The 17,223-nt window shown below is 37.5% G+C and carries 14 protein-coding genes and 1 other annotated feature; of the genes, 5 read left to right on the plus strand and 9 right to left on the minus strand.

Translation table 11 applies throughout. The features are described 5' to 3' along the window. Positions 1 to 17 precede the first annotated feature (17 nt). On the plus strand, positions 18 to 1,322 hold the full coding sequence (locus tag G5W_RS20205; protein WP_010093596.1) for an ammonium transporter: 1,305 nt from the start codon (positions 18 to 20) through the stop codon (positions 1,320 to 1,322). Positions 1,323 to 1,384: 62 nt separating this feature from the next. Here the strand turns inward: G5W_RS20205 and G5W_RS0101500 are convergent, their stop codons facing one another. Both G5W_RS0101500 and G5W_RS0101505 read right to left on the minus strand, forming a co-directional pair. Next, positions 1,385 to 1,978: a GNAT family N-acetyltransferase gene (locus G5W_RS0101500; protein WP_010093598.1), complete on the minus strand. Its 594-nt coding sequence runs from the start codon at positions 1,976 to 1,978 to the stop codon at positions 1,385 to 1,387. 159 nt (positions 1,979 to 2,137) lie between these two features. After that, positions 2,138 to 3,364 carry a putative glycoside hydrolase gene (locus G5W_RS0101505; protein ID WP_010093599.1) on the minus strand — a complete coding sequence of 409 codons (1,227 nt, stop codon included), beginning with the start codon at positions 3,362 to 3,364 and terminating at the stop codon, positions 2,138 to 2,140. Positions 3,365 to 3,642: 278 nt separating this feature from the next. Between G5W_RS0101505 and G5W_RS0101510 the strand changes: the two genes are divergently transcribed. Continuing rightward, positions 3,643 to 5,889: a PQQ-dependent dehydrogenase, methanol/ethanol family gene (locus G5W_RS0101510; RefSeq protein WP_010093600.1), complete on the plus strand. Its 2,247-nt coding sequence runs from the start codon at positions 3,643 to 3,645 to the stop codon at positions 5,887 to 5,889. 43 nt (positions 5,890 to 5,932) lie between these two features. On the opposite strand, the gene G5W_RS0101515 is transcribed toward G5W_RS0101510, so the two are convergent. The 4 genes from G5W_RS0101515 to G5W_RS0101530 form a co-directional block, all read right to left on the minus strand. Beyond that, a complete protein-coding gene (locus tag G5W_RS0101515; protein ID WP_010093601.1) occupies positions 5,933 to 7,090 on the minus strand; it encodes a PQQ-dependent sugar dehydrogenase in 1,158 nt (385 codons plus the stop codon). A gap of 199 nt (positions 7,091 to 7,289) precedes the next feature. Beyond that, on the minus strand, positions 7,290 to 8,291 hold the full coding sequence (locus G5W_RS0101520; protein ID WP_010093602.1) for an inorganic phosphate transporter: 1,002 nt from the start codon (positions 8,289 to 8,291) through the stop codon (positions 7,290 to 7,292). A 13-nt stretch (positions 8,292 to 8,304) separates the two neighbouring features. Next, the gene (locus G5W_RS0101525; RefSeq protein ID WP_010093604.1) at positions 8,305 to 8,916 is read right to left on the minus strand and encodes a DUF47 domain-containing protein; all 612 of its coding nucleotides are present in this window, start codon (positions 8,914 to 8,916) and stop codon (positions 8,305 to 8,307) included. A 93-nt stretch (positions 8,917 to 9,009) separates the two neighbouring features. After that, positions 9,010 to 9,819, minus strand: coding sequence for an MBL fold metallo-hydrolase (locus G5W_RS0101530; RefSeq protein WP_010093605.1), 810 nt, complete (start codon positions 9,817 to 9,819; stop codon positions 9,010 to 9,012). A gap of 142 nt (positions 9,820 to 9,961) precedes the next feature. Here G5W_RS0101530 and G5W_RS0101535 point away from each other — a divergent pair, with 142 nt between their 5' ends. Next, positions 9,962 to 10,870 (plus strand): nuclease-related domain-containing protein, encoded by a 909-nt coding sequence (locus G5W_RS0101535; protein ID WP_010093606.1) that lies wholly within the window; start codon positions 9,962 to 9,964, stop codon positions 10,868 to 10,870. 512 nt (positions 10,871 to 11,382) lie between these two features. Further along, positions 11,383 to 11,556: a binding site (T-box leader), on the plus strand. Positions 11,557 to 11,612: 56 nt separating this feature from the next. Further along, positions 11,613 to 12,608 carry a tryptophan--tRNA ligase gene (gene trpS / locus G5W_RS0101540; RefSeq protein WP_010093607.1) on the plus strand — a complete coding sequence of 332 codons (996 nt, stop codon included), beginning with the start codon at positions 11,613 to 11,615 and terminating at the stop codon, positions 12,606 to 12,608. A gap of 63 nt (positions 12,609 to 12,671) precedes the next feature. Here trpS and G5W_RS0101545 read toward each other — a convergent pair whose 3' ends face one another. The 3 genes from G5W_RS0101545 to G5W_RS0101555 all read right to left on the minus strand — a co-directional run bounded on the left by G5W_RS0101545 (position 12,672) and on the right by G5W_RS0101555 (position 16,394). Then, entirely contained in the window at positions 12,672 to 13,529 is an 858-nt protein-coding gene (locus tag G5W_RS0101545; protein WP_010093608.1) for an MBL fold metallo-hydrolase, read from the minus strand. A gap of 232 nt (positions 13,530 to 13,761) precedes the next feature. After that, entirely contained in the window at positions 13,762 to 14,955 is a 1,194-nt protein-coding gene (locus G5W_RS0101550) for a M20 family metallopeptidase (RefSeq protein WP_010093609.1), read from the minus strand. 38 nt (positions 14,956 to 14,993) lie between these two features. Then, positions 14,994 to 16,394 (minus strand): MFS transporter, encoded by a 1,401-nt coding sequence (locus G5W_RS0101555; RefSeq protein ID WP_010093611.1) that lies wholly within the window; start codon positions 16,392 to 16,394, stop codon positions 14,994 to 14,996. A 240-nt stretch (positions 16,395 to 16,634) separates the two neighbouring features. Between G5W_RS0101555 and G5W_RS0101560 the strand changes: the two genes are divergently transcribed. Beyond that, complete coding sequence (locus G5W_RS0101560) at positions 16,635 to 17,177, plus strand: NADPH-dependent FMN reductase (protein ID WP_010093613.1); 543 nt, start codon at positions 16,635 to 16,637, stop codon at positions 17,175 to 17,177. Positions 17,178 to 17,223: the final 46 nt, after the last annotated feature.

A 17,223-nucleotide genomic window follows, 5' to 3' on the forward strand; every position in this document is an offset into this window, starting at 1 on the left:
ATAAGGAGGAATTGTCTATGAGTAACGGGGAATTAGAAGTAGCCATTAACCTTATATGGGTAATGTTAGGTGCAATCTTAGTTTTTTTTATGCACGCAGGGTTTGCCTTAGTCGAGTCTGGATTTACTAGATCTAAAAACACATTAAACATCCTAATGAAAAACTTCCTAACCATTAGTGTTTCAACTATTTTATTCTTTATAGTTGGATACGGTTTTATGTTTGGTGATACTACTGGAGCCTTGATTGGTACCAATGGCTTCTTTCTCCATGATGTTGAAGATATTGGATTTTTTGTCTTCCAAGCCATGTTCATTGCTACTTGTGCAACGATAATGTCAGGTGCTGTGGCCGAACGTATGAAACTCGGAAGCTACATGTTAATTGTGGTTTTCATGACAGCCCTTGTATACCCCGTTGTTGGACATTGGGTTTGGCAAGGTGATGGTTGGTTAACAAATCTTGGTTTTAGTGATTTTGCCGGTTCTACTGTCGTTCATTTGACTGGGGCAACGGGAGCACTATTGGTAGTTCTTATTTTAGGACCAAGGATTGGAAAATATCATGGAAAACGAATCAATGTTATTCAAGGACATAATATCCCACTTGGAGCACTCGGGGTCTTTATACTGTGGCTGGGGTGGTTCGGATTTAATGGTGGTAGCACATTAGCAGCTGATCCTAACCTTGTGCCAATGGTAATTGGTACAACACTTTTATCTACCTCTGCAGCACTTATTTCGAGTGCCCTTTATACGAAAGTTAAATATCAGAAAGTGGATGCTTCCCTTTCTTTAAATGGTGTCTTAGCAGGATTAGTCGGAATAACCGCTGGCTGTGCCGAAATATCACTAGGTGGTTCTATAATCGTCGGATTAATATCAGGTGTACTTTTAGTAGAAGGAATCCGTTTTTTTGATAGGAAACTAAAAGTGGATGATCCGGTTGGAGCAATTACAGTGCACGGTCTACTAGGCATTTGGGGAACTTTAGCTGTTGGTTTGTTCTCGACATCTACTGGATTGTTTTACGGAAACGGCTTAACTCAACTAGGAATTCAAGCATTAGGTGTTATTGCCGTTATCTCTTGGGTATCTATTACCATCGGTGGATTCACCTATTTCATCAATAAACTTGTGCCCATACGTGTAACCAAAGAGGAAGAAATTGCTGGACTTGACTTCACGGAACATGGCTCCAACGCCTACGACTTCAAGGAAACCATATTCATCACTGAAGAAATAGATGAGTTAAACCTCGGACTAGGTTTAGCAGCTAGATTAAATAATATTCCTACTGGTAGGACTGAAACTATCCTATAATCTGATATTCCCTAACCTAATAAGCCTCTTCAACATTTTAGATGATGAAGAGGCTTTTTTAATTATTTCACTTGATCTTTTTCCAATCCAGCCAAAATATCTTCCGAGTCGCGGTGGACATCAAATGTTAACACTTCATCGACAGGCTGATATGCCTGACCATAAATTTCCTCATCTTTATAGGTATGAATCGATTCATACATTTTCTTCATTTTTTCAAAAATAATTTCTTCGGATTCATTATTTGGTGACCAATAGAGGATTTCCATTGCATTTTCTTCATTAGTTGCTAAAGAACGACGGTTGTAGCCAATAGCTTGTGCATGGGTAAATCCTTCACGTTTATAGAAGTGTAGACGTTTTTCTGTATCTGAATCTTCATAATCAATTGGCTCTACCTCTAGGATAATTGGCTTGTTTCGTTGTTTAAGTTTTTCAATCAGTTTATGGCCTATTCCTTGGCCTCGTGATTTCGCTGATACATAAACATAATCGATGAAAATAAATGTATCAAACTCTGCATACATTAGGACATGATAGGGACCTTCATCTTTATGATAAACATCACCTTTTTCCTTTAATAACAGTTCCATATGCTCTTTCGATTTCATTTCCTCAATCGGGAAATACTTACTTAATTTTTCATACCAATCCATGGATCTACTCCTTCATCCTTTTCTACGTAGTAAGTATAACGAAATATCTTTAGAAAGTTAAATGCCCTTTAAGGCTCTCTACGTTAAGTATATGTAGATATTTTTAATTAACCAGAAAAAAGCGGAACTTTTTAATAAAGTTCCGCTTTATTTCATGAATTATGGTGTATAATCAACATTTTCAGAATACGTGTTCCCTGCATTCCAAATTAAGTACTCTTTAATTCCATTATCATTTAGTGCCTTAATTTGTGCTTCTACTTCTGCTTTTCCATATTGTGTAACAGGGACTCCTGTTCCATAATAAATCCATGGAGCTTCGAAATCTTGTATCCATGGTCTTGATACAGGAGGATTTTCTAACTTCGAAAGAACTTCATTTTCGACCTTTGCATACTCTTCTGTTAATCGATACGGCTCAGCATCTGGAAGAGATATCCCAAAATAGTTATTCGTCCAGTGGCTAGGATAAATCATGGAGGAAATAACATCTACATTCTCTGAAATCTTAGAGAAATTCTGACCAATACCTGGTGCTTCCGGAATTGTTGCTGAGTAGCCAAAGATATCAACTGAAACATCAATATCATAGGGCTCAAGCTCTTGCTTCGCATAAGCCACAAAGTCCGTTACAGCCTGAACACGTTTTTGAATATTATCACTTCCATCATCGGCATAGTCACCCTGAGAATACCCTAACTCTTTATCACGGTGTTCGAATCCTTCTGGAAAACGAACATAATCAAATTGGATTTCTTGAAAGCCCATCTCAGCAGCCATCTTCGCAATTTCTACATTATATTCCCAAACTTCTTTTACAAATGGGTTCACGAACGATTCTCCACGGTTATTCTTCCATACTGCACCATTATCGGTAAAAGAAAGGTCGGGTCTGTTTTTCGCAAGCACTGTGTCCTTAAACACCACAATTCTTGCAATTGGATAAATTTGATTTTTTTCTAATGTCTTCATCATTTCAACTGGGTCTTTAATATAATTTTGTCCAATTCCAGCAAACTTAGATCCTTCTTCCGGTTTGAAGGTAATATATCCATGGTCATCCTTAATATCGATTACCATTGCATTCAAATCCGATTGATTGACCAAATTTAATAGTGTATCAAAACGACTTCCCCCAGCTGAATGTCCAGTTACATAAATTCCCCGTACCGCATCTGGATATTCAAACTGGTAACCTGAGTCAAAAACAAATCGCTTCACATCCGCATTTTCGTCAATAAGCTGAATGGAAGTTTGTCTTTCCTTATGGTTAGACGCTATTAGCTCCTCGTCCCCGCTACTTTTCTGTGGTATTGCAAACGGAAGTAATATAACGAGTAGGAGAACAATTGGGAAAATAAACTTCTTTAGCTGTTGTGTTCTCATTCTATCAATCTCCTAAACAATTTATAAGTTTGCTCCCTAAAAAGCTTTACTTACATGGCACCGCTTTTCGTTTGCAACACTTTAAATCTATTATAAGACAAAAATGATAGATTTTGAATGGAAAATAGTAGATAAATGTCCTTTTTTTAAAGAATATGTCGAAGTATCTATTCCATCAAAAATAATGAGAATTTTTATTGTTAAAAGGTTAATTTGAAAAGATACGGGCAAATTACAATAGAACATTTTTTATACATCCTAAGAAAGGAGCTTATGAGATGGATAAACAGTTATGGATAGTTTTGGCAGCTGTCGCTGTTATTACTGTCATTGGATTTCTCGCTTTCCAAGAGCCTGGTGATCAGGCTGAAGAACCGAAAACCGAAGAAAATCAATCCAATGATAACAAACAAGAAGCACCGAGTGGAGAATCCAATAATCAATTGCCAAAGGAAGACCATACTTCCGTACAACACGCAGACTATCAAGCGGAGGTTGCGCCAGAGTTTACTGCAGAACAGTTATTAGAACCCCCAAGTACCAACTGGATTACGCACGGTGGCGACATGTACAACCGCAGATATTCAGCTCTGGAAAAGATTAATACATCGAACGTAGCAGACTTAAAACTGGAATGGGTCACAAGTCTAGGTTCAGGACTTGAATTTAAGTATTCTGCTGAGGGAACTCCAATTGTCTATGATGGCATTATGTTTAATATTACTGGAGCAGATGTTGTCCAAGCAATGGATGCAACCACAGGGGAAATTATTTGGGAGTATGTACCGCAAATAGCAGACGGTCTTGATACCGCTTGCTGTGGATGGATAAGCCGTGGTGTTGGCTTAGGCGATGGAAAAGTATATGTCGGCCTATTAGATTCAAGATTAGTAGCTCTGGATCAAAAAACCGGTGAAGTCCTTTGGGAAACAAAAGTAGCCGACTGGGAGAAAGGATATACGATTACAGCAGCACCACTTTTTTATGATGATAAAGTCTATATCGGGGTAGCTGGTGGTGAATATGGTATACGCGGTTACTTAGCAGCTTATGATGCTGATATGGGTCGTGAAATTTGGCGAACCTATACAGTACCTGGTCCGGGTGAAGTTGGCCATGAAACCTGGCCACAAGATAATGACGCTTGGTTAAAAGGTGGTGCACCGATTTGGCAAACACCTGCTATCGATCCAGAATTGAATATGATTTACTTATCAACTGGGAATCCATCACCAGATTTTGATGGTAGTAATCGCGAAGGAGATAACCTCTTCGCTGCTTCTATTCTAGCATTAGATTTAGATGATGGAGAATATAAATGGCATTTCCAAGAAGTAAAACATGATATATGGGATTTAGATGCTCCAAACCCAGTTATTTTATTTGATGTAGAAGTTGATGGAAAAATGCGTAAAGGGCTTGGACAAGCCGGTAAGACTGGATGGGTATACTTACTGGACCGTACTAACGGTGAACCACTAGTAGGAATTGAGGAACGTCCTGTTCCACAAGAAGAGAGACAGAAAACGTCCGCAACGCAGCCTTACCCAATCGGTGATAGCTTTGTTCCACAAACCATTACCGAGGAAATGGCTAAAGAAGACCTTGGGGAGGACTTTGAATATAAAATTGGTGAGTTATTTACACCTTTCTGGGACGAGCCGGTTACGATTACACCGTCTCCACAAGGAGGAGCAAACTGGCCACCATCCGCATACAATCCGGAAACAGAGTTATTCTATGTTTTAGGAAACTTTAACTATTTCGCCTATGCCCATTATGAAGGTGATGAGGCTAATGAATTTTCGGAAGGTAAAGAATGGATTGGTAGTGTCATGCAGCCAATACAGGATGCACCTACAAGAGGAACTGTAACTGCTATCGATGTTAAGACAAATAAAATTGTTTGGCAAAACGAATGGGATAACCTTGCCTATAGTGGCGTCTTAACTACTAGTGGGGACTTAGTATTTGTGGGGCATAATGATGGCAGAATCATTGCATACGATGCAACCAACGGTGAACAACTATGGGAATTCAAAACAGATGCAGGTGCAAATGCTCCTCCAATGACATATGAGGTAGATGGTAAACAATATATCTCCATCTTTTCGGGCGGAAATTCACTAGCTGGTACACAGCATGGTGACAAAATTTACACCTTCTCATTAGAAGGACAATATGCATCAGTTGAAGATTTACCTGAGGATCAAATTAATTCCTCTCCATTTTTTAAAGATACAGATAATGAAAACAGTCAAGGACCAACTGCTTCTGAAGGAGATGCTGTCGACCAGGCAGGGCTACAAATTTATGAAAATAACTGTTTAGCTTGTCATGGTGCAGAAGGTGTTGGTGGACACAATGGACCTAAACTTAATAACCTTGATTGGACAGCAGAACAATTAGTCGAACAAGTGAAAAATGGTGGCAATAATATGCCAGCATTTGAAGGGACTTTAACAGAAGATGAGATAAATGCAGTAGTGGAATACTTGCAATCCTTGATGAACAAGGAAGAATAAAATAGAAAAGATAAATGCCGGATTGGGCATTTATCTTTTCTTTTTAATTAGATGACGTTTCTTCTGCTAATGGAATATGAATTAATCGATCATCTTTTTCACTAGGTTCTCCACGATTATCATGATTACTTGTAACAACAAATAACTCATTTTCTTCAATAAATACATCACGTAGTCTACCTGCTTCATCATAAAAGTCTGTCATTGTTTCATTTACAATATCATAGGTGAAGATCTTTTTACCTGCTAATGATGCGACATATAACTTTCCATCTCGGAAAGCTACGCCAGATGGTGCCCATGTGTTGTCACCAGAATGAACTAATGGTGATACCATATCCTCAGCTTCTTCATCCCCTTGGATAACTGGCCAACCGTAGTTTTTACCGGCTTCTACTAGATTAATTTCATCATGACCATCTTCACCATGTTCAGAGTTGTAAAGATTTCCTTGCTCATCCCAAGCTAAACCTTGTGAATTACGATGTCCATATGAGAAAACGTAAGAATCTTCAAATGGGTTATCCTTTGGTACCTCTCCATTTAGCTCTAATCGTAAAATTTTTCCAGCTAAGCTTTCTAAATCCTGTGCTAGATCATTTTTTCCGACATCTCCAGTAGTTGCATACAATTTACCGTCAGGACCTATAGCTATTCTTCCACCTGTATCTTTTTCTCCGCCAGGAATATTATCTATTAGGACTTCATTTTCTTTCCATGTTGATCCATCTAGATTTAATGAAACAATACGATTGAGAATATCGCCCTCTTTTTCATACGTATAATAAGCGAATGCTTTATTTGTTGATTTAAAATCCGGGTCTAAAATAAATCCTAGGAAACCTGCTTCACCTTCATGAAAGATTTCCTGCGACAGCTCAACATTCTGCACATCTACTATCCCTAAATCGCCGTCTATTTCTACTACCGTACCGTCACGCTGACTTAAATAGAATGTTCCCCCATTTTTATTAATCGTCCATGGGATGAACAGTTTATTGGCATTAATATTGCCATTATCCGATGCGAAAACTTCAATCGAATCCTCAAAAACTTGAACGGCATCTTCTTCTTTCTTATCCTCTTGCTTTGGTTGTGTTGCTTCCTTTTTCGGTGTTTCTTCATCACCATTAACAAATAGAAATACTAGGGCAGTAATCAGCAGTAACGCTACCAAGCCTATAAATCCATACTTCTTCAAATTTTTCACCTCTAATTATTCTTAATAGTATATTGTTCGTTTCAAATGTAATTATTTCCAATTATTTATTGGTTATACCTATTTTCATAGAAAAGATTAGTATTTTCACAGAATGAAAGAGTTTAGAGAAAATTTTTCTTAATAAAATAGAAAAAGATCTACATCATTGACGTAGATCTCGGACGAATAGCACATTTGTTTACGTAAGAAATAGTGACAATACCCAATAAGAAAAAGCCGCAATGGAAGCTGAAATTGGTAATGTAATGACCCATGTTATCAGCATATTCTTCGCCGTTCTCCAGTTCACTCCTTTGACCCTATGTGCAGTACCAACCCCCATAATCGAGGATGAAATGACATGTGTTGTACTGACCGGAAGATGGATTAATGTTGCACCAAATATAACGGAAGCACCTGTTAAATCGGCAGCAACACCATTTACAGGACGGATTTTCATAATTTTTCCACCAACCGTTTTGATGATTTTCCAGCCGCCGACGGAGGTCCCTACCCCCATTGCTGTAGCACAGGAAACTTGAACCCAAAATGGAACCTCATGGGTAGAGAGATATCCATTTGTCATTAAAGCTAACGTAATGATTCCCATTGCCTTTTGAGCATCATTTGTACCATGTGAATAGGCTTGTACTGCAGCAGTAAGTATCTGTACCATACGGAAGCGCTGATTAGTTTTAGCTAAGTTCGCGTTTTTGAATATTTGCTTAATGATTGTATAGACAATATAACCAACCACAAATGCAAGAATAGGCGATATGATCAATGCTGCCAAGATATTTAAAAAACCGCTCCACATCAATTCTCCAAAACCTGCTGCTGCAATTGCCGCACCAGCAATTGATCCAATTAATGCATGGGAGGAGCTACTTGGGATTCCATAATACCAAGTAATTAAATTCCATGTAATTGCTGCTATTAATGCTGCTAGAATTACAATGGAACCATTAGGGAGTGTAAAAGGGTCAACAATATCCTTCGTAATCGTTTTGGCAACCCCCGTAAAGGTCATCGCCCCAACAAAATTCATAACTGCTGCCAAGATAATCGCATGTCTCGGTTTTAATGCTTTCGTTGAAACCGATGTTGCTATTGCATTAGCGGTATCATGAAAACCATTTATAAAGTCAAATGACAAAGCAAAGACGACGATTAATATCGTTATTAGCAATAAACTATCCATTCTTCAACTCCTCTTACGCGTTTTTCATAATGATAGTCTCTAGCGTGTTGGCGACCACCTCACATGCATCTGCTACTTCCTCAAAGCTCTCATATATTTCCTTATATTGTATAATCCGAATTGGATCTTTTTCTGTTAAAAATAAATTCTTAATAGATTCACGTTCAATCACATCACAAGTGGATTCAATGGCATTGATTTTAATGACTCTTTCTCGTATTTCCTTGTATTTTTTTGTTGTTAAAAGCTCAACAGAGTCCACTATTTCATTCGCACAAACTTTAATTTCCTTTACAAAGTCTAACATATACTGGTTTATGTTCGTGATATTGTACATTTCGAATAATGCCGCACATTCCTCCAGTTCATCCAGTACATCGTCCATGCTATTCACTAATAACAGAATATCTTCACGCTCAATTGGTGTAATGAAGGTATTATTTAGTTCTTTAATGACCTCATGAATAATTTCATCGCCTTTATGTTCATATTCCTTCATTTTGGTGGCGAAGATTTCTAAGTCCTCCTCGACATTTACTTTATAATTGGAGAAGTAATCCGCTGCTTCCTTGAGATTTGCTGAAATACCAGTTAAATACGTTGTAAATTTACCTTTTTTAGCCATAACAATCCCCCAATAATAAGTTTGTATTTAGGATAAGCAATTATAACGATACTATCCTTCTTATAACTAAAAAAGCGAGCGGGATTAGCTCGCTCACTTACGGGTTATTATGGAACTTATGATATGTTTTGAATCCCATTCACCTAGAGATAAATATGTGATTGGATACTTTCTTTTAAATAGCAAATTATGTATTTCTTTTTCATTATATCCTTGCTTTTGTAGGGACAAGACTTCTTCTGTTAACTCCTTCAAATAATTTAACTTTTTGGTCAGGGCTTTATGACCATCTTTCACGTATCCCGCATGACAGCAAAACATTTCATTGAAATCATAAGACAGAACTCGTTCTATTGATTCAATAATTGTCGGTACCCTTTCAGTTTTTAGCATTAACTTGGTCCTCGTTTGAATATATAAATCACCCGAGAATAATTGACCCGTATTTTTATTAAGAAAAACTAGATGGTCCTCAGCATGACCTGGTGTCTGTATCACTTCCCATGAAGCATTACGTGATTCAAAAGTTTTACCGATTGGTTGAGCACGGAATGGTTGTCTTTTTCCCCAGAAAAACTTACGGTAAAGCGGATATGAGGCTCGTTCCCTAGATTCATTGATAGATTTTTCATTTATGTAAATTGGCAACTGATAATTCCGTTGAAGAAATTCCGCTCCACCGGTGTGATCCTCATGGGAGTGGGTAATGACGACTTTATCAATATCTGCATCCTTAAAAAAACTCGTGAAATCCTTAAGTAGTCGTGGAGAACCTGTATCGATGAGCACTCCATCTACCTCAAAACAATAGACATTTAAATTAACAGTAGACATGTTCACATATCCATTAATGTAGCGAACATTACTTGTTTCCCCTAGTTTTGCTTTTGTTTTTATTTGCATTGAGGATGCTCCTTGCATTTGATATTTTCTTTATTATAGATGATAACATAATTGAATATTCAGGGTTTTGGTAATTGATTAATAGCTACTATGATATAATAATTAGGGAATTCAATTTTGCCATAAGGAGGATAACATATTAGTGATTATTAAATCCCGGACAAAATCAAAGCAGTTAATCATTTTAGAACTATTGGACAAGCGATATAGTTTAGCATCTGATGATAAGCAGTACTGTCTAAATCTAAGTAAAGGTTATGAAGGTGAAGTAATATTTGACACATTAACGAAGGACTTACATTGCGATTGTTTAATCATAAATGATTTACTGTTAGAGAGTAAAAATACTACCTTTCAAATTGATACATTAATTATTACAAAAGAGAAGATTTACGTTTATGAAATAAAGAATTATGAGGGGGATTATTATTTCGAAACAGACAAGTTATACAAAAAACCTAATTATGAAATAGTTAATCCTTTAAATCAGCTTAGTCGAAGTACATCTTTAATACGCCAGCTGCTTCTTACCCTCGGATATAACCTACCAATACAATCCTTTGTAATCTTCATCAATTCTAACTTCACTCTTTATCAAGCCCCGATGGATAAACCAATTATCTTCCCAACACAAGTTAAGAGTCACTTGAGTTTATTGAATACAATCCAATCAACAGTAAATGAAAAACATCGAAAACTCGCAGAAAACCTAATTCAGTTGCACAAAAAAGAATCTGCACACATCCAAATCCCGTCATATGATTATAGTCAACTAACAAAAGGCATCACTTGTTTTCACTGTAATTCTTTCATACGGAAGCATGCTTTAGGACCCAAACAGTATATATGCTCTAATTGTCAACACGCAGAGCTAATCGATAAAGCCATATTAGAGAATATTAGAGAATATAAATTACTTTTTCCAAATGAAAAGATAACCACTAGCAGTATCTCCGATTGGTGCGAAGTCGTATCGGAACGCCGAATACGGAATCTCCTTAATAGATATTTCACTAAAAAAGGCGAGCATAGATGGAGCTATTATGAATGAAAGTCTTTAGACCGTGAGAGAGCTTCTCTAGGTAGAGTTAGTCTATTTTCTTCGCTTCCTTTACCGAGAAAGAGCTTCTCACGGTAGATTTTATCCTATTTCTATGCTTTCTTTACCGAGAGAGCACTTCTCTCGGTGGAGTTTATCCTATTTCTATGCTTTTCTTACCGAGAGAGCACTTCTCTCGGTGGTGTTTATCCTATTTCTATGCTTTTCTTACCGAGAGAGCACTTCTCTCGGTGGTGTTTATCCTATTTCTATGCTTTTCTTACCTAGAGAGGTCTTCTCTCGGTAGAGTTTACCTTCTTTCTCTGCTCCCCTTACCGAGAGAGCACTTCTCTCGGTAGAGTTAGTCTATTTTCCTCGCTTCCTTTACCGAGAAAGAGCTTCTCTCGGTGGAGTTGACTATCTTTCTCTGCTCCCCTTACCGAGAGAGCCCCTCTCACGCTAAAGTTCGATTTGTTTTCTTGCTTTTCTATTATAAGCCTTATATAATATAAAAAAACTCAATAACTATAGCATTGAAAAAGGCGTAGTACAAATACCCGCTGATTTTTAGAGAGCTTGTGGTTGGTGTAAACAAGTATCAAGGTAATTTGGAATTGGACTTTGGAGCTATTTATTAATGAAGTGATCTTATTCATTTAAGATAATTAGGGTGGCAACGCGGTTCATTCGTCCCTTCTGTTAGGGGATGGAATGGGCTTTTTTTATTGTTAAAATTTATAGGGAGTGAATTATTATGAAAACGATCTTTTCAGGAATTCAACCAAGTGGCTCTCTTACCATAGGAAACTATGTTGGAGCAATTCGCCAATTTGTAGAGCTACAAGAAACACATAACTGCTTTTTCTGTATCGTAGATGAGCATGCGATAACAGTACCACAGGACCGTTTACAACTGAAACAAAATATCCGTTCTTTAGCGGCACTTTATATTGCTGCTGGTATTAATCCAGAAAAAGCGACATTGTTTATTCAGTCTGAAGTACCAGCTCACACGCAATTAGGATGGATGATGCAATCAATCAATTACATGGGTGAGTTAGAACGAATGACACAATTTAAGGATAAGTCTGAAGGTAAAGAAGCAGTTTCGGCGGCATTATTTACGTATCCATCGCTAATGGCTGCTGACATTCTATTATATCAAGCTGATTTAGTACCAGTTGGCGATGATCAAAAGCAACATTTAGAATTAACACGTGATTTGGCACAACGATTTAACAACCGCTTCCTAGAAGTGTTTAACATTCCTGAGATAAGCATTCCTAAGGTTGGGGCACGTATCATGTCACTACAAAATCCAACGAAAAAAATGAGTAAGTCTGATGAAAATGTAAAAGCTTCCATTTATATGTTGGACGATCCAAAGCAAATTGAGAAGAAAATAAAGAGTGCTGTTACGGATTCAGAGGGGATTGTAAAATACGATAAAGAAAATAAACCTGGCGTAACAAACTTACTTGATATTCATTCGGTATTCTCTGGCGAGTCAATTGCAGATCTTGAGAAAAAATATGAAGGAAAAGGCTATGGAGATTTTAAACAAGGAGTAGCTGATGCGGTAATTGCTGTATTAAAACCAATTCAAGATCGCTACTATGAAATTCTAGAATCGGAAGAACTTGATGATTTCCTAGATAGAGGTGCTGAAAAAGCATCACTAGTTGCTAACAAAACAATCCAAAAAGCAAAAAAAGCTATGGGACTAGGACGCGTAAGAAAGAAAAAGTAAAACTAAGAATCCTAATAATCGATAAAACTCCTCTGACATCTAGTTAGAGGAGTTTTTTTGTATTTAATGAAGTTTTTTATCTACATACTTCCCATAATCTGGAATAGCAATGCTGTCAAAATCTTGAACTAATGTTTCCAGGCTCTCCGTTAATAATTCGCCTGTCATCGGTAGTCCATGACCTGTAACTGCAACGGAAGGATTTAGCTTGGCTAACTCCATGACGGATTTTTTTGCTGCATCCCAATCGGTTGTCAGATATCTTGGTGGACCACTTATCTCCTGTTCCTGTGTGATAACTTTATATAGATACTCTTGTTTTACCGTAACAAATGCATCACCAGCAATTAATGCCCTGTCCTTTTCTCTAAATAATGATATATGCCCTGGTGAGTGTCCTGGTGTATGAAGCCACTTAAAGTCAGGCATATGTGGAACCGTTCCATCTGAAGGTAACATTTCGATATGGTTACCAAGGTCAATCGGTTCATTTGGAAACATCGGCGACATTTTAGACACCATTCCTCCCTCAACCGTAGGGTCAGGTTCTGGATATGCCTTCTTACCTGTTAAAAACGGCATTTCTAATTCATGGGCGTAAACCGGTACTTGCCAATAACTAACCAAATCGACAATCGCTCCAACATGATCAAAGTGACCATGTGTTAGGATAATGGCTTTTGGTCGGCTATTTTGACCAAAGCGTTCTTCTGTCACTGATATTATTTCATTAGCAGAGTTCGGCATTCCTGCGTCTATCAGTACATACTCATTTGACTTCGGATCCCCAACGAGACCTATATTTACGATTTGGATCGTGTAACAATACAAGTCTGGTAATAATTCTAGTCCTACCCCACTACCAACAGATGTCGCAGGGATATACTTATAGTCACTTCCATAGTTCATTTCCTTATCCATCAGCATAGCCTCCATAAGAATATTCTTCCCTTTCACTGGTAGTATTCCTATGAAAGGAAGAATTATGAAGATCCTTAAGTAGCAATTAATTCGTAGGCTTTTACGGGGTTATATTCCTGAATTAATATCAGCTATTTTCTCCATATATCAGCGTTTTTATATATATATCAGCGTTTATCACTAATTATTAGCGAATTCACATCTGTAAGGTGCAGCACTTATGATGGGCTTATCATTCACTTCCATCACAATAAGAAGCTACAACAGCAGCCATAGCCTTCGCACTAATAATAAGGCTCTTTTCATTAATATCGAACTTAGGATGATGATGTGGATACGCTTCTCCAGATTCAGGTGTAGCCCCAACATAAAAGAAACAACCTGGTACTTTCTCAAGATAGTAAGCAAAATCCTCTGATGGGGGCTGTGGTGGAGTTTCCAATACAGCTTCAACCTCAGGTATAGACGCTTTCGCCAATACTAGAGCTACATGCTCCGTTATCTCTGGGTCATTACACAGAACTGGATAGTCATTCTTATATTCTAAATCGACCTTAACCCCATAAGATCTTTCTAGTCCTTCTGCAAAAGCACGGACCTCATTTTCAACCGTTTCCCTTGTCCCTGGAGACATTGTTCTTACATCCCCCTCCAAGGTAACCGTATCCTTAATGACATTAAATGTACCTTTCCCATCAAAATTACCGATTGTGATGGAAGCAGTATCAAAAGGATTAATCCGGCGACTAACAATTGTTTGCAAATTCATTACAAAGGAGCTTGCTGCTACAATAGCATCATTAGCAAGATGTGGAGAAGATCCATGTCCACCTTTCCCTTTTACAACTAATTTAAAATATGAACGCCCAGTTTGGGTGTTACCACTTCTATAAAAAATTTTCCCTGTTTCCATATTCGTCATCACATGAATACCGAATATCGCATCTACCCCTTCTAAAACACCAGCTTTAATCATTCCTATTGCACCACCTGGTGGTTTTTCTTCTGCTGGTTGATGGATAACTTTTATGGTTCCTTTAAGCTGTTCTTTATGTTCTGCCAACGTTTCTGCTAACACCAACATATATGCTGTATGCCCATCATGTCCACATGCATGCATGACACCTTCATTTTTAGAGGCAAATGGTAAATCAGTCTCTTCTTTAATTGGTAAAGCATCAAAATCCGCACGTATTGCTATCGTCTTTCCAGGTTTAGTGCCTTTAATAGTCACTACGATGCCTCTATTTCCTCCGAAATTTGTTTCAACAGCATCAACTGGTACCTCACGATAAAACTCTTCTATATACTTAGCTGTTTCTTCTTCTTGAAAGGATAATTCCGGATGTTCATGTAAATAACGTCGAATATCAATGATGCGTTCTTTCTTCGCCGCTAAATTTGCCATTAGTTCGTCTAGTAACATGATAAATTCCTCCTTGGCGATTTATTTATTGTATATATCTACCTTTGCATGGATTCTTCCTTCTGCTTTTTGGTTACAGTAGGAATCAAGAATAAAATGGAAAGTAACGATACCGTTGCAAAAATGACATTTGTTATGATTCCAACCGTTGCTGCCATGTGTACAGAGCTTACTTCCGAAACCGCTCCATATACAGTTGCTGAGATTGCGATTCCAAATGCATTACCTAGTGAACTAGCCATTTTATAGATCCCTGAGGCCTCCCCGATTTTATCATCAGGTGCAGAATCTACAGCCGTATCTGTCGATGGAGTTGCATACATTCCAAGACCAAGACCAAATAGAATAAATCCGACAAATACGATGATGGTATAAAGAAGGTCCGGTAAAAACGTTAATCCCATAACGGCAACCCCGATCAAGGTAATAAATGAACCCCATACCATCGGTTTCTTAGCTCCTGTACGCTGCATAATCTTTTCGCCAACCCGAATTAATGAGAGGACCGCGACCAGATAGCCTAATGATAGTAAACCTGATTGAAAAGCAGTAAATCCCCGACCAACTTGGACATACGTATTCGCAACAATTAACGTACCGGCAACAGCATTTAAAAGGAAATTAGATACTGTTGCACCCGTATAACCTTTATTTTTAAATAGCTTGAAATCAATTAGAGCATTGCTTTTTCTACCCTCATAATAGATAAAAACAACGATTCCAACAACCGAAACAACTGCAACAAGAAGGGTTATAAAGCTTGTCCAACCTAATTCAGCGCCCTGTGTAATGAAAATATTAATTGCTAACATTGTAATGATAAAAATAATCAATCCACCGTAATCGAATCTAAATTTCCCTGTTGTTTTTGCTTTACTTTCTGGTACATCCTTTATCAGCCACATAGCAAGTAATGCAAAAATGATGGAAAAGATAAATATCCATTTCCACCCCATGTACGTAGCAATAGCTCCACCTGCAAAGGAAGTAATACCAGATCCACCCCATGAACCAATAGACCAATAACTTAATGCTCGCTGTCTCTCTGCACCTTCAAAATAAGCCTTCATAAGAGCAATGGTCGCAGGCATAATACAAGCAGCCGATAAACCTTGCATTACTCTACCAATTATCAATAATACTGATCCCTGTGCCAGCACTAATAATAACGATCCTATAACACTTAGTATTAAACCCAAATAGGTAATTTTCTTTCTTCCGATTTTATCAGCTAATCCCCCTGCAACAACGATAAACATACCTGAAAACAAAGAAGTTAAACTGATTGCTATATTAATAACCCCTAAGTCAAGACCCAAATCCTTTTGAACTGCCGGTACAATATTTACCATTGCTTGTGCAAATAACCAAAAAGTAGTAACCCCAAACACAATACCAATAATCATTTTATTACTACCCTGGTAATTTTCTATGCTCATGATGAATCCTCCTAATGTCCACACCATAATTTTCACACGAATTCCATGTGCGCTATCTAATTAGCTTACACAAAATGGAAATAGATATTATTGTTAATATTTCCTAGTTTACAGATTGTAGTTTTCTCTACTCCCAGATTGGTTGGAAAATACACTGTAACATGATACCATCAATGAGAAGGTAAGTATTATATGTTCGTGGTAACATCATGACAATCAGAAGAAAAGTGAGGGTATGGCATGAAATTAGTAGGAATTTCAGGGGCTATGGCTGGTGATAAGACATCCATTGCGGTAAACGATGTATTAGTCGCAGCTCAACAGATTGATTTATCCATCAAAACCGAATTAATTGACTTAAGAGAATATGAGATAGATTTTGCAATTGGTGCTCCATTAGCAGATTATAATAATGACACGATAAACGTGGTTAAAAAAATGCTGAACGCAGATTTTTTGGTTTTTGGAACTCCAATTTATCAAGCTTCTATTTCTGGAGCACTTAAGAACTTGTTCGATTTGCTTCCTGAGAATGCGTTCAAATATAAGGTAACAGGTATTGTCGCAACAGGTTGGTCTAATAAACACTTTCTTGTACCAGAATATCAGTTAAAGCCCATTCTTTCTTATTTTAAAGGGTTGATTCCCACTGGAAATGTTTATATTCATAACGACGCTTTTAATGATAACAGTGAAGAAATTATTGATCGTAGCATATCCGATAGAATCCAAAAATTGGCCAATGAAATGATTTATTTGCAAAAAGGTATTCAGAATCGATAAGGTTCATAAGTGAAAACGCAACCCATTTAGGATTGCGTTTTTATAT

It is taken from the genome of Ornithinibacillus scapharcae TW25 (assembly GCF_000190475.1).
Taxonomy (GTDB): domain Bacteria; phylum Bacillota; class Bacilli; order Bacillales; family Amphibacillaceae; genus Ornithinibacillus; species Ornithinibacillus scapharcae.

Excerpts from the sequence above, each read along its gene's own strand:
- G5W_RS20205 (WP_010093596.1), top strand. The coding sequence starts at position 18 with ATGAGTAACGGGGAATTAGAAGTAGCCATTAACCTTATATGGGTAATG.
- G5W_RS0101500 (WP_010093598.1), bottom strand. The coding sequence starts at position 1,978 with ATGGATTGGTATGAAAAATTAAGTAAGTATTTCCCGATTGAGGAAATG.
- G5W_RS0101505 (WP_010093599.1), bottom strand. The coding sequence starts at position 3,364 with ATGAGAACACAACAGCTAAAGAAGTTTATTTTCCCAATTGTTCTCCTA.
- G5W_RS0101510 (WP_010093600.1), top strand. The coding sequence starts at position 3,643 with ATGGATAAACAGTTATGGATAGTTTTGGCAGCTGTCGCTGTTATTACT.
- G5W_RS0101520 (WP_010093602.1), bottom strand. The coding sequence starts at position 8,291 with ATGGATAGTTTATTGCTAATAACGATATTAATCGTCGTCTTTGCTTTG.
- G5W_RS0101525 (WP_010093604.1), bottom strand. The coding sequence starts at position 8,916 with ATGGCTAAAAAAGGTAAATTTACAACGTATTTAACTGGTATTTCAGCA.
- G5W_RS0101530 (WP_010093605.1), bottom strand. The coding sequence starts at position 9,819 with ATGCAAATAAAAACAAAAGCAAAACTAGGGGAAACAAGTAATGTTCGC.
- trpS (WP_010093607.1), top strand. The coding sequence starts at position 11,613 with ATGAAAACGATCTTTTCAGGAATTCAACCAAGTGGCTCTCTTACCATA.
- G5W_RS0101545 (WP_010093608.1), bottom strand. The coding sequence starts at position 13,529 with ATGGATAAGGAAATGAACTATGGAAGTGACTATAAGTATATCCCTGCG.
- G5W_RS0101550 (WP_010093609.1), bottom strand. The coding sequence starts at position 14,955 with ATGTTACTAGACGAACTAATGGCAAATTTAGCGGCGAAGAAAGAACGC.
- G5W_RS0101555 (WP_010093611.1), bottom strand. The coding sequence starts at position 16,394 with ATGAGCATAGAAAATTACCAGGGTAGTAATAAAATGATTATTGGTATT.
- G5W_RS0101560 (WP_010093613.1), top strand. The coding sequence starts at position 16,635 with ATGAAATTAGTAGGAATTTCAGGGGCTATGGCTGGTGATAAGACATCC.